Source organism: Haloferax sp. KTX1 (genome assembly GCF_902410085.1).
Lineage (GTDB): Archaea > Halobacteriota > Halobacteria > Halobacteriales > Haloferacaceae > Haloferax > Haloferax massiliensis.
The window spans coordinates 283,209-295,500 of record NZ_CABPRH010000004.1 but is presented as its reverse complement, the minus strand read 5'-3'; the positions used below and the strand labels follow the sequence as shown (position 1 = coordinate 295,500).

Sequence of the window (12,292 nt, the reverse complement as noted above, 5' to 3'; positions counted from 1 at the left end):
ATGCCACGCGAGTCGACGGCGGCGGCCCGCCTCCGACCGCCGGCCATCCCGCAATCGCTTTCCGGCGCGGCCGCGAAGTCGCGGCCATGAGCATCGGACCCCTCGACGACGAGACGGTCGAGAAGTATCGAGAGGCGGGGGAGGTCCTCCGAACGGTGTTGGACGAGTCGGCCGAGATGGTCGAACCCGGCGTCACCCACCTCGAAGTCGCCGAACACGCCGAAGCCCGCATCCGCGAACTCGCCGACGGCTGCGCCTTCCCGGTCAACATCAGCGTCAACGAGGAGGCGTCGCACGCCAGCCCCGGCCGCGACGACGACACGGAGTTCGGCGAGGACATGGTCTGTCTCGACGTCGGCGTCCACGTCGACGGCTACATCGCCGACTCCGCCGTGACCGTCGACCTCTCGGGCAACGACGAACTCGTCGAGTCCGCCGAGGAGGCGCTCGACGCCGCCCTCGACATGGTCGAAGCGGGCGCGCACACCGGGAAAATCGGCGCGGAAATCGAGGAGGTGATTCGCGGCTACGGCTACACGCCCGTCCTCAACCTCTCGGGCCACGGCGTCGAACAGTGGGACGCCCACACCGACCCGACCATCCCGAACCGCGGCGCGGAGCGCGGCGTCGAACTCGAAGTCGGCGACGTGGTCGCCATCGAACCGTTCGCCACCGACGGCACCGGCAAGGTCAGCGAGGGGTCGAAAAACGAGATTTACAGCCTCGTCAACGACCGCTCGGTCCGCGACCGGATGTCGCGAAAACTGCTCGACGAGGTGCGCGAGAAGTACAAACTGCTCCCCTTCGCGGCCCGCTGGTTCGAAGGCGGCCGCTCCGAGATGGCCATCCGCCGACTCGAACAGCAGGGCATCCTCCGCGGCTACCCCGTCCTGAAAGAGGAAGACGGCGCGCTGGTCGGACAGGCCGAAGACACCATCATCGTCACCGAAGACGGTTACGAGAACCTCACGAGATAGTGGGACGGTTGCTGTTATTGGCACTTGGAACTGATTTTTGAAGTCGTACGACGCCCGGAGGACGTGCCATTTGGGAAAAATTGGAAACGCGTCTCATGTGGTTCTAAAGTGGTACTACACGGCTCGCTCATTAGCTTTTGAATCCCAAACTGAATTCTCATCTCGGTTAATCCATTGCTACTAGTGTGCCACTGTCTTTTTTGAGGATCATTCCTCCGCAGTTCACGGTGGATTAATTCAATGAAATACTTGTTTGTGAATGTAGAAATTGTCAATTGGAAATGTAGATTTAATTTTAATATCAATTATGCATGGATAAATTATCGGAATATATATATATATATAATTGGTACATGTTTACCAAATTGCATCATGGAAGATAATACAACCCGAAGAAATGTGATGAAAATTGGCGGGATATCTCTGCTTGGAGTAGCCGGTCTTGCAAAAACAGGCTCGGCAAGGGAGAAGAAAAGTTCTCAAACATATAACTTCAACCCAAATAACAGTCAGGAAGTTGGCTCATTTATCGAAGAGAATGATCCATTGAACAATCCAGATATCGCTGACGATTTAACTCCAGAACAGGTTTCTGCAGTACTCGATTTCCATGTAGAAAATGTCGAGTGGTCTGTTGAAAAATTAGATCTGAACGATACTACTGAATTATCCACAGGAACCTCCTCTGTAGCAGCCTCTTCGGGAGAACCGATACATGTCGAAGTAGATACCAAGGGAAAAACTCTCGCCGGAACAGTAGAATATACCTTTGAAGCTAACTTCCAGTGGTATGCACATGGCGAAGGAAATGGCTACTCTGAGCTGAGCCATAGCAGTTTTGGACAGTCAAACGCATTGGCGGGGCATTATGTGAAGGGCTCTAGGATGTCTGGGCAAACAGATATTTACTCAAACTATTTCACAGCATGGGAGTCAGGACAGTTCAAATTAGAACTAGGTGCAGATTGGCGCACAGTTACTGCAAGAATCGAGATTAGAGGAGACGAGACCGGTGATTGGACCTCTGAAGAGAGTTCCCCAGTATAATGAACGAAAGAATAGATAACCAGCGGTCGCGTCGTAGCTTTCTGAAGCGCTCCGCAGTAGCAACAGCTGGCATCAGTGGACTCTCAATAGGCATGATTGGGTCTTCAGCTGCTGCAAGTACAAACAAATATTACGTTGTATATAAATCACAAAAAGGTTCAGGAATCGACAAGAGGTCAAAGCTACAGGCAAGAGTGGAATGGGATGTCAAAGATGGAATTTTCACCTACACAGATTATTCACTTTCTGGAAATGCTGGTGGCGTAGGTGAAGAGTTCAATGGAATTACTTATGAAACAGAATCTGGTGGAGTTGGTGAAGGCTATTACACAGTCTACGCAGAGGGTGATTACTATGGCTTTCAGGGAAGTGCAGGTGACTACAAACATACAATAGAAGTGCAAGTTCAAGATGATGGTAGTTCCCATGCAAATACTAGCCACCGAACGGTGAAAGTGGATGAAGGTACAAGATAAAGCGTAGCTCTAGCTCCACTCTGAGCACCAATGATTTTCAATAAAATTGATGCTATATAAACAACAAAATGAACAGTAGAAAAACGAACCACAAACGGAGTTGGGTAGTCATTCTCGTATCCAGCGCGATAATTGGGTTCCTGTTCTATTTTTACGCGACCAGCATTGGGTACGGGTTATTCGGTGTTGTACTCAGTATTATCGTACTTCGATACCTGCTGATAGTCCGGGGTTGAGAGCGTTCGGCGCTCCGGCACTTCCTCGGGGGTAAAACCGCTCTCGGTCAACCGAAACGTCTTGGCCGTCGCGGTCAGTCCACCCACATGGACCAACTGTTCGCCCCGTGGCGCATCGACTGGGTCGCCCGCGACGACGACCAAGACGCCGACGACCCGGACGACGACCGCTGTCCCTTCTGTGCGCTCCCCGAACGCGACGACGACAGAGAGAGCAAAATCGTCGCTCGCACCCCGCACTCGTTCGTCCTCCTGAACAACTACCCCTACGCGCCGGGCCACGTCATGGTCATCCCGTACCGCCACACCGGCGAGTTCGCCGCCCTCTCGGACGCGGAACTCCTCGACCACGCGCGGCTCAAGTCGAAGACGCTCGCCGCGTTGGACGCCGCCTTCGACCCCGACGGCTGTAACGCGGGCGAGAACCTCGGTGGCTCGGCCGCCGGCGGCTCCATCGACGACCACCTCCACACCCACGTCGTCCCGCGGTGGAGCGGCGACACGAACTTCATGCCGGTCATCTCCGACACGAAAGTGCTCGTGCAGGCGCTCGACGACTCCTACGACCAACTTCACGAGGCGTTCGCCGAACTCGGCGGGGCGGCCGTCGACGGCTCCGACGACGCCGTGTACTTCGAATTAGACTGACTCTAAAACTCACGTGAAGTACGTCTAATAGGCCGCTCCGGCCCGAAGCGCATTTGAACCCCACTCCCGAAAGCCACGGTAATGGAACGGAAACGGGCCATCCGTCGGGTCGGATTCGTCGTCCTCGCGGCGAACGTGCTTCTCGTCGTCGGGAAGGGCGGCGTGTGGTGGACGACCGGGAGTCTGGCCCTCGGCTCCGAGGCGGTCAACAGCCTCGCGGACGCGGTCTACAGCACCATCATCCTCGGCGGGCTCTACCTGACGACGAAGCCGCCGGACTGGGAACACCCCCACGGCCACGAGCGCATCGAGCCGTTCATCTCGCTTTTCGTCGCGGTCGGCATCTTCGCCGCCGGCGGGGCGATTCTCTGGCGGAGCACGTCCAGTATCCTCACGGGGACCTACGGCGGGTCCGCGGGGACGCTCGGCGTCGTCGTCCTCGTCGTCGCGGCGGCGGCCAAGTACGTCCTCTATCGCTACTGCTACTCGGTCGGCCGCGAGCAGAACTCGCCCGCGCTCGTCGCCGCCGGCGTCGACAACCGAAACGACATCCTCACCGCGGGCGCGGCGCTCGTCGGCGTGGTCGGCGGCCAGTTCGGCTACCCCATCTTGGACCCGCTGGCCGCGATGGTCGTCTCCATCGGCATCGTCTACACCGGCTACGAGATCGTCCGCGACAACGTGAACTACCTCGTCGGGGCCGCCCCGCCGGAGTACCTCCGGGCGCTCATCGTCCAGACGGCGCTGTCGCACCCCGACGTTCACGGCGCGCACGACGTGGTCGCCCACTACGTCGGCCCCGAAATCGACGTGAGCCTGCACATCGAAGTCGAAGGCGACATGACGATTACCGAGGCCCACGACATCGAGACGTGGGTGGTACAGGCGATTCGGAACATCGACGAGGTCGACGACGTGTTCGTCCACATCGACCCGCGGGAGCTCGGCGAGTGGAAGGAAGACGACGAGACCGAGCGCTACACCATGTTCTCGCCCGACGGCGGCGACGGTCGCTGACGCGCCGGGGCTCCTCAGAACAGCTTCTGGACTTCCAGCCGGAGCGCTCCGAGATACGGCACGTGGAACTGGCCTTTCGCCCGCACCCAGTCGGGCCGGACCGGCGGGGCGATGCCCCGCGCCTGGTCGTAGTAGTCGTTGTCGTCGCCGCGGGTGACGTAGCCGGCGTGCGGCGCGGGGCAGTTCAGGAGTTCGGCACAGGAGTCCGCGCCGTCCACGTACGAGTCGTCGGCCCGGTCGTACCAGTTCTCGCCGTCCTCGACCCGGAAGACCGCGCGGTGGATGATAGGTGAGCCGTCGCGCGACGGGGCGTCGTAGACGACGACGTCGCCCGGCCCGCCGAGCCGTCCGTAACCCTCGCTCGCGTTCGCCGTGACGACGCCGTACTCGTCGGCCGCGGGGCCGCCGTAGCGACCCTCGGCGGTCACGACGACGAGGTCGCCGCGTTCGAGGGTCGGCTGCATGCTCCCGCTCTCGACGGCGACCATCGGCGGCCACACGCCGCTGACCGCGAACAGCACCGCACCGACCGCGACGACGAGAGCGACCGTCTCCAGTGCGTCTCTCGCGAACGCTCGGGTCTCCGATTGACTGTCGTCGGACACGACTGCTGTCACCCGTCGCGTCGCTATCAATCTTGTTGCCTGCCGCGGCGAAAAACAGGGATACGAACCGGCCGTCCCGGCGCTGAGCCGGCCAGTCAGGCGGCGGTGGGCTCTCGCGGTTCGGGCCGTGCGTCGACCGGCTCGGCGAAGGCGTAGACGGTCTGGTGGGCGGTCACCGTCACGCGGGCGAAGTCGCCGGGTTCGAGGCCGTGTTCGGTGGCGTTCTGGACGATAATCTGGCGGTAGGCCTCGTCGCGGCACTTCACGGAGTCGCCGGTTCCCTCCTCGACGACGAGCACGTCGCGCTCCGTGCCGACCATCTCGTCGTAGGCGGCGGCGACGATGTCCATCTTCGCCTCGGACATCTCCTTGGAGCGCTCTTTTTTGAGCGTCCCGCCGAGGCCCTTCAGGTCGGCGGCGTCGGTGCCGGGGCGCTTCGAGAAGCGCGTGACGTTGACCTTCTCGGGGCGAATCTCGCGGAGCAGTTCCATCGAGCGCTCGTGGTCCTCGTCGGTCTCGGTGGGATAGCCGACGATGAAGTCCGTCGAGAGCGTCCAGTAGTCGAGTACCCGGTCGAACGTCTCGACGATGTCGCGGAACTTGTCGACGCGGTGCTGGCGGCGCATATGTTCGAGCACCTCGTCGGAGCCCGACTGCACCGGCGCGTGGATAAAGTTGTAGAGCTTGTCGTGTTCGGCGAACACCGCGGCGAGTTCCTCGCGGATGCCGTGGACGCCGCCGGGGTTGGCCATGCCGACGCGAACGCGGAATTCGCCGTCGATTTCGGTGCAGATGCGGTCCAGTAGCTCGGGGAGCTTCCGGTCGCCCTTGTCCCAGCCGTAGACGCCGGTGTCCTGTCCCGTGATGCGGAGCTCCTTCGCGCCGGCGTGGACGAGCGCCCGCGCCTTCTCGACGTTCTCGTCGACCGAGGGCGAATCGACCCGGCCGGTGGCGAACTTCGTGATGCAGTACGAGCAGTTCGACATGCAGCCGCGGGCGATGGGCAGGATGCCGACGACGCCGTCCAACACGGGCTCGACGCCGGGACCGGGGGTCGGACACTCGCCGTTGGTGACGGCGGTCGGCACGTCGTCCCAGTGGAGAATCTGGGCGTCGATGCCCTCCTCGCGGAAGTCGTTGCCCTGCGCGAGCGCCATACAGCCCGTGATGATGAGGTCCGCCGTCTCCGCCTCCAGCTCTTTGGCCCGACGGAGCATGTTCCGCTCCGTCTTCTCCACGACCGTACAGGTGTTCATGATGGCGACATCGGCCTCCTCGGGCCCGTCGACGCGGTAATGTCCGGCGTCGCGGAGCGCGCTCTCGATGGCGCGGCTCTCGCCGCGGTTCGAGGTACAGCCGTATGTCTCGATGTGGTATCGGGCCATTCGGTTACCCCACGTACCGGGTCAGCGGGCAAAAACGCCGCGGTCTCCCCCGAGCCTGCCGGCGTCCGCGGGGCGTGATATCGTCTCTCGAACGCCACCGCCCACTCGACGTGGATGCTGACGAACACAGCCGACGGAGCATCGCGCCGGACGGACGCTCCGCCCCCGAGGAGTCTCGCATCCTCCGTATTATCCGCCGAAATGCGAATATAATTCATTATCTCGTGAGTTGTATTTAGACTCGCTATGAAGTTCAACATGCGCGCTATCGCCTACGGGTTCATCGCGACCGTAGTCGTCGGCATCCTCAGCGGTTTCGCGGTTCCCTTCACGAACGTCACCCTTCCCACGGTCGGCTACGTCCTCACGGGCATCATCGGCGGCCTCGTCGCCGGCTACCTCGTCACGACCGGCATGGCCGACGGGGCGCTCAACGGACTCGTCGGCACGACGCTGGGCGCGATTATCGTCGCCCTCGGTCTCGTCGTCATGAACGTCCTGTTCGCGGGCGTGTTCTTCGGCCTGACCGTGTTCTCGGCGGCCGTCGTCATCGTCGCCCTCGCGGGCATCCCCGGCGCTATCGGCGGCGCGCTCGGAAGCATGCTGCACGACCGCTCGGCCGCCCGCCGCACCAGACCCGCGGCCTGAGCCGGCGAGTTCGGCCCCGATTGCCGTTCTCGTCGTCCGTTTTTCAGCCGTCCCGCGTTCGCGCCTCGCTACCGCACCGGCGAAAAGGTACTTATTACGGTGTTGTGCAGTTGTGGTCGATGCGTTCTCGCAGGACACCACCGGACTCGTCCTCCGCCCGCGACTCGGCCGCGACCGACAGCGCCGCTTCGTCGGCCGTCCGCAGTTCCTCCGCCGTCGCTCTGAGCAGCCGCCGCGACGCGCTTCGCCTGCTCGGAGCGGGTGCGGTCGCCGGCCTCGCGGGCTGTCTCGGCGGCGACGGACAGATGGACGACGACTTCCCCGAGGGTGTCCGCTTCGACCGCGGCTGGCGGACCTACGCGCACGACGACGCCAACACCGCGTTCATCCCCGAGGGGACCGCCGTCGCCGAGCCGACCGTCGAGTACGAATCCGACTTCGGAATGGACTCCACGGAACCCGTCGCGGTCGACGGAGTGGGCTACACGTCCGGTGACCCGCTGCGGGCGTTCGACTCGGCCGCCGGCGAGGTGTTGTGGTCCGCACAGGGAAAGAACTGGACCGCGCCGGTCGTCCTCGACGGCGTCGTCTACTCGCTCGGCGTGACGGCCCACGGGCCGAACCGGCTCGTACTCTACCGCGCGCGGACCGGCCGGGAGTTCCGAACTATCGAACTCCCCGGTCGCCCGCAGACGCCGCCGGCGTTCTCCAACGACCGCGAGACGCTGTTTCTCGGCCTCGGTGGCGAGCGCGTCTGCGCCGTCGACATCGACGCCGGCGAGGTCAGGTGGACGCGGTCGCTCTTCGGCGCGGTCCGGCTCCCCCTCGCGGTCAACCTCGGCTCGGTCTTCGTCGTCACCGAGGGCCAGCGGCTCTACTGCCTCGGCGCGGACGGCAGCGCCTACTGGCAGGCCCCGACCGAGACGGTCGAGGCCGTCGCGCCGGTCGTCGGCGAGGAGCGGGTGTACATCGCCGGTTGGGACCGAATCGCCGCGCTCGAACGACAGAACGGCGACGTGGTCTGGGAGGACGACGGCGGCGTCCACAGGCGGCTCGCGTTCGACGGCGAGCGCCTCTACGCCGCCCGCGGGTCGCTCCGGGCGCTCGACAGCGCGACCGGCGAGGAGCGGTGGCGCTACGACCCCCGTGAGAACGTCTCCGCGGCGAGCCTCGTCGCCGACACGGTCTACGTCGGCACCGGGCAGGGCGAACTGGTCGCCCTGAACCGGACCGACGGCGGCGGCCCCCTCGGCGACCGCGAGCGCTGGTCGCTCCCGCTCGGACGCTACGTCGGCCACTCGCTCGCCGCGACCGACCGGCGGGTGTACTGCCCGGTCGTCCGCGACGACGATCAGGCCCAACTGGTCGTCGTCGGCGACGCCGACGCATCCGGTGCGGGCACGACCGCGACCGCGGGGGGGTCGGAGTCGTGACGCGGTCCGGCCCCGACGCGGGGCTGTCGAGACGGAGCTTCGTCGGTGCCCTCGGAACCGGCGCGGCAGTCGGTCTCGCGGGCTGTCTCGGCGGCGACGAGGGTTCGACGGGCGACGGCCGCGCCGACTGGCCGCACCCGTACTTCTCGCCCGAGGGGACCGGCTACAACCCCCGCGCGACCGGGCCGGCGTCGATGCCGAGCGAGTCGTGGGGCGTCGAGGTGGACGGTCTCGAACTGGCCCGCCCGGTCGTGTTCGGCGAGACGGTGTATCTCGCGACCAGCGAGCGCCTCAGAGCGTTTTCCGTCGCCGACGGCACCGAGCGATGGTCGGTCGAAAGCGACTCTCAGAGCGGCTTCCGCTCGTCGGTGACGGTCGATTCGGAGCGCGTCTACGTCGGCCACGTCGGGGCCAGAACCGGCGTGCTCGCGTACACCCACGACGGCGAAGAAGCGTGGCACGCGCCGAGCGAATCGAGCGTCTGGGCACCCGTCGTCCGACCCGAACCGGACCGCGACCGCCTCTACGTCTCCGACACCGCGGGGAACCTCTACCGCGTCCGCGCCAGCGAGGGGACCGTCGAATGGCGCGCGGAGGTGTTCGGTCCGGTGCGTTCCCTCGCGGCCCGGTACGACACCGTCGTCGCGGGCACGGAGGGCGGCGAAGTGGTCACGCTCCGCGACGAGGGCGGCGAGCGCGGCGCGACCGGAGTGTGGCGAACCAAACACCCCGGCGGCGTGCAGTCGCTCGCAGTCGCCCAGTCGGGCGACGTGTTCGCGGGCTTCTTCGGCGCGGGCGTCGCCCGACTCAGAGGCGACCTCCGCGCCGGTGCCGTGGGCTGGCACCGCGAGGAGCCCTCGCCGCACGGCTCGCTCGTCGTCGGTCCCCGTCGCGTCTTTTCGACCGACGGGACCGGCCTCGACGCCTTCGACAAGCGTGCCGGCTCCCCCTCGTGGGCGGCCGGCGACGACTTCTTCGCGCCGCCCGCCGGGGCCGGCGACACCGTCTTCGTCTCGGACACGAGCGACGACGGCGGGGTCGTCGCCTACGACGCCGGGGGCGGCGTCGGCCTCGACGACACCCGCATCGGTGCGGTGCGCTGGCGATACGACCTCGCGGGGCGCGCGCTGACCGGCCCGACGCCGGCGGGCGACGCGCTGTTCGTGGTCGAATCCGGCGGCGACGACGGGGCGCGGCGACTCGTCGCGTTGCGGGCCGAGTAACAGAAGAGAGCGTCGAGAGGGTGTGAAAACGGACCTGCGACCGACGGACGACGGCCGACCTACTCCTCGGGCGCGTCGGAGACGATATCGACGCCCGACGACGCGCCGATGCGCTCCGCGCCGGCTTCGAACATGGCGACCGCCTCGTCGTAGGAGCCGACGCCGCCGGACGCCTTGACGGGCAGGTACTCGGCCATGAGCGCCACGTCTTCGACCGTCGCGCCGCCGTCTGCGAAGCCCGTTGAGGTCTTGACGAAGGCGGCGTCGGCCTCGACGGCCGCCTCGCAGGCGCGCCGTTTCTCCTCCTCGGTGAGGAGCGCCGTCTCGATGATGACCTTCACCGGAACCGGGACGGCCGCGACGACCTCGGAGATGTCCTCGGTCACGAGGTCGTCCTCGCCGGCCTTGAGCCGACCGACGTTGATGACCATGTCCAGTTCGTCCGCGCCGGCCTGCCACGCGTCGACGGCCTCCTCGCGCTTGGCCGTCGTCGTGTGCTGGCCGTGGGGGAAGCCGACGACCGTCGCCAGCAACACGTCCGGGGCGTACTCGCTCGCCTCGGCGACGTAGCACGGCGGGATACAGGCGTTCATCCCCCACTCGTCGGCGTCGTCGAGAACGGCCTCCACGTCGGCCATCGTCGTCTCGGGTCCGAGGACCGTGTGGTCGATGCGGGCGGCGAGGTCGGCTCGGTTCATACCCGGTGGAGGCGACCCGAGGCTAAAGAACGTAAGGCTTTCACGCCGCCCCGCCGCGCCTCCTGCATGGCCATCCTCCCCGAGGGGTTCGCGCTCCCGCCGCTTCCCTACCTCGTCGCCCTCGTCGCGGGACTCGTCGGCGTCGGCGTCGGACTGACTCGCACGCGCCCGACGGTCACCCCCGCGCACGTCCTCGCGCTCGTCCCGTGGATGGTGTCGGGGTCGGCGCTCCACGTGCTCTACGTCGTCGACGCGCTCCCGCCCGCGGTCGAACCGCTCGCCGGCACGCCCTCCGTCTACCTCACCGTGGCCGTCGTCGCCGGCGCGACGTGGCTCGCGCTCGACGCGACCGACCTCGCCTCGCCGACGGCGCTCGCGGCTCCCGGCGCGCTCGTCGCCGCCGGACTCGCCGGCTTCGCGCTGTTCATCGGGCTCGCCGCCGGGACCCTCTCGGTCGTCTGGCCCGGTTTCGCCCTCGTCGCCGCGCTCGTCGTCACCCCCCTGACGTGGCGGGTCGTGACGCGACTCGCGCCCGAGGCGGCCGCCGCGGGGTCGCTCGGGCTCCTCGCCATCTTCGGGCACGCCCTCGACGCGCTGTCGACCGCCGTCGGCGTCGACGTGCTCGGGTTCGGCGAGCGGACGCCGCTGTCGCGCGTCATCCTCGACGCCGCCGCGACGCTCCCGACCGCTGAGGCCGTCGGCGTCGGCTGGCTGTTCGTCCTCGTGAAACTCGCCGTGGCCGGCTTCGTGGTCGCCCTCCTCGCCGACTACGTCCGCGAGGACCCGACCGAGGGGTCGCTCCTGTTGGGCCTCGTCGCCGCCGTCGGCCTCGGCCCCGGCGTCCACAACCTCCTGTTGTTCGCCATCGCCGGCTGAGGCCGCGGCCCCGCTCGGACGCGCCCACACTCCATTTTTCGGCACCGTAGTCGCCCGACCCGAGGGAGTTATGCCATCGGCGGCCCGACCTACGCGGACGCATGTCCCGAGTCATCTGCGCCGGTCACGTGAACTGGGACGTCACCCTCCGCGTGGACGCCCTGCCGGAACCGGACGGCGAGGCGACCGTCGAGTCGCGGGTCGGCGCGGGCGGCGGGAGCGCCGCCAACGTCGCCAGCGGCCTCGTCGGCCTCGACGTGCCCGCCGCGCTCCTCGGGAGCGTCGGCGACGACGAACACGGCCACGCCGCCGTCGCCGAACTCGCCTCGAAGGGCGTCGACTGCCGCCACGTCGTCAGCGTCGAGCGCGGCCCGACCACGGTCAAGTACATCGTCGTCGACGCCGCGGGCGAGGTGTTCGTCCTCGGGTCGCCCGGCGTCAACGAGGCGTTCGAGGCGACCGACCTCCCGGCCGACCCGCTGGCGGCGGCCGACCACCTCCACCTGACGAGCCAGTCGCCCGAGACGGCCGCGACGCTCGCCGGACGGGCCCACGAGGTCGACACGACGGTCAGTTTCGACCCCGGGCGGCGCGTCGGCGACCGGGGCTACGCCGACGCGCTCCGGGAGGTGGACTACGTCTTTCTCAACGACCGCGAGGCCGCCACCGCGCTCGGCGAGGCGGCGGTCGAACGCGGCCGGAGCGCCGGCCCTGAACCCGCCTCCGACGTGGCCGCGGCGCTCGCGCGGACGACGCTCGTCCTCAAACACGGCCCGCGCGGCGCGGAGGTCAGGGACGGCGACGAGCGACACGTCCACCCCGGCTACCCAATCGACGCGGTTGACACGACCGGCGCGGGCGACGCCTTCGCCTCGGGCTTCATCGCGGCCCGCCTCGACGGGGCGACCTACGAGCGGGCGCTGGCGGTCGCCAACGCCTGCGGCGCGCTCACCGCGGCCGAGCCGGGCGCGCGGACGCAACTCAGTTGGCGGCGGCTGGACGACCTCGTCGAGGGCTGAGTCA

General features: G+C 66.4%; 13 protein-coding genes. 10 read left to right on the top strand and 3 right to left on the bottom strand.

What is annotated here, in order from left to right; translation table 11 throughout:
- Window positions 1-86: 86 nt before the first annotated feature.
- From map to FY251_RS09565, 5 genes are all read left to right on the top strand, one after another.
- The gene (map, locus tag FY251_RS09585) at window positions 87-977 is read left to right on the top strand and encodes a type II methionyl aminopeptidase (RefSeq protein ID WP_148414502.1); all 891 of its coding nucleotides are present in this window, start codon (window positions 87-89) and stop codon (window positions 975-977) included.
- A 372-nt stretch (window positions 978-1,349) separates the two neighbouring features.
- The gene (locus FY251_RS09580; RefSeq protein ID WP_148414501.1) at window positions 1,350-2,024 is read left to right on the top strand and encodes a hypothetical protein; all 675 of its coding nucleotides are present in this window, start codon (window positions 1,350-1,352) and stop codon (window positions 2,022-2,024) included.
- Window positions 2,024-2,500: a twin-arginine translocation signal domain-containing protein gene (locus FY251_RS09575; protein WP_148414500.1), complete on the top strand. Its 477-nt coding sequence runs from the start codon at window positions 2,024-2,026 to the stop codon at window positions 2,498-2,500. Before FY251_RS09580 ends, FY251_RS09575 begins: the two co-directional genes overlap by 1 nt.
- 323 nt (window positions 2,501-2,823) lie before the next feature.
- Window positions 2,824-3,384 (top strand): HIT domain-containing protein, encoded by a 561-nt coding sequence (locus FY251_RS09570; RefSeq protein WP_148414499.1) that lies wholly within the window; start codon window positions 2,824-2,826, stop codon window positions 3,382-3,384.
- A gap of 81 nt (window positions 3,385-3,465) precedes the next feature.
- Window positions 3,466-4,401 (top strand): cation diffusion facilitator family transporter, encoded by a 936-nt coding sequence (locus FY251_RS09565; protein ID WP_148414498.1) that lies wholly within the window; start codon window positions 3,466-3,468, stop codon window positions 4,399-4,401.
- A 14-nt stretch (window positions 4,402-4,415) separates the two neighbouring features.
- Here FY251_RS09565 and FY251_RS09560 read toward each other — a convergent pair whose 3' ends face one another.
- Together FY251_RS09560 and FY251_RS09555 are read right to left on the bottom strand one after the other, a co-directional pair.
- Window positions 4,416-5,006 carry a S26 family signal peptidase gene (locus FY251_RS09560; protein ID WP_148414497.1) on the bottom strand — a complete coding sequence of 197 codons (591 nt, stop codon included), beginning with the start codon at window positions 5,004-5,006 and terminating at the stop codon, window positions 4,416-4,418.
- A gap of 95 nt (window positions 5,007-5,101) precedes the next feature.
- The gene (locus FY251_RS09555) at window positions 5,102-6,391 is read right to left on the bottom strand and encodes a tRNA (N(6)-L-threonylcarbamoyladenosine(37)-C(2))-methylthiotransferase (protein WP_148414496.1); all 1,290 of its coding nucleotides are present in this window, start codon (window positions 6,389-6,391) and stop codon (window positions 5,102-5,104) included.
- Between the two features lie 246 nt (window positions 6,392-6,637).
- Between FY251_RS09555 and FY251_RS09550 the strand changes: the two genes are divergently transcribed.
- From FY251_RS09550 to FY251_RS09540, 3 genes are all read left to right on the top strand, one after another.
- Window positions 6,638-7,039: a DUF5518 domain-containing protein gene (locus tag FY251_RS09550; RefSeq protein WP_148414495.1), complete on the top strand. Its 402-nt coding sequence runs from the start codon at window positions 6,638-6,640 to the stop codon at window positions 7,037-7,039.
- Window positions 7,040-7,158: 119 nt separating this feature from the next.
- Complete coding sequence (locus FY251_RS09545; protein WP_148414494.1) at window positions 7,159-8,472, top strand: PQQ-binding-like beta-propeller repeat protein; 1,314 nt, start codon at window positions 7,159-7,161, stop codon at window positions 8,470-8,472.
- Window positions 8,469-9,695 carry a PQQ-binding-like beta-propeller repeat protein gene (locus tag FY251_RS09540; protein WP_148414493.1) on the top strand — a complete coding sequence of 409 codons (1,227 nt, stop codon included), beginning with the start codon at window positions 8,469-8,471 and terminating at the stop codon, window positions 9,693-9,695. The genes FY251_RS09545 and FY251_RS09540 overlap by 4 nt, the downstream gene beginning before the upstream one ends.
- A 59-nt stretch (window positions 9,696-9,754) precedes the next feature.
- Here FY251_RS09540 and deoC read toward each other — a convergent pair whose 3' ends face one another.
- Complete coding sequence (gene deoC / locus FY251_RS09535; RefSeq protein ID WP_148414492.1) at window positions 9,755-10,393, bottom strand: deoxyribose-phosphate aldolase; 639 nt, start codon at window positions 10,391-10,393, stop codon at window positions 9,755-9,757.
- A gap of 66 nt (window positions 10,394-10,459) precedes the next feature.
- Between deoC and FY251_RS09530 the strand changes: the two genes are divergently transcribed.
- Together FY251_RS09530 and FY251_RS09525 are read left to right on the top strand one after the other, a co-directional pair.
- Window positions 10,460-11,269: a DUF63 family protein gene (locus FY251_RS09530; RefSeq protein ID WP_148414491.1), complete on the top strand. Its 810-nt coding sequence runs from the start codon at window positions 10,460-10,462 to the stop codon at window positions 11,267-11,269.
- Between the two features lie 101 nt (window positions 11,270-11,370).
- Window positions 11,371-12,288 (top strand): carbohydrate kinase family protein, encoded by a 918-nt coding sequence (locus FY251_RS09525; RefSeq protein WP_148414490.1) that lies wholly within the window; start codon window positions 11,371-11,373, stop codon window positions 12,286-12,288.
- Window positions 12,289-12,292: the final 4 nt, after the last annotated feature.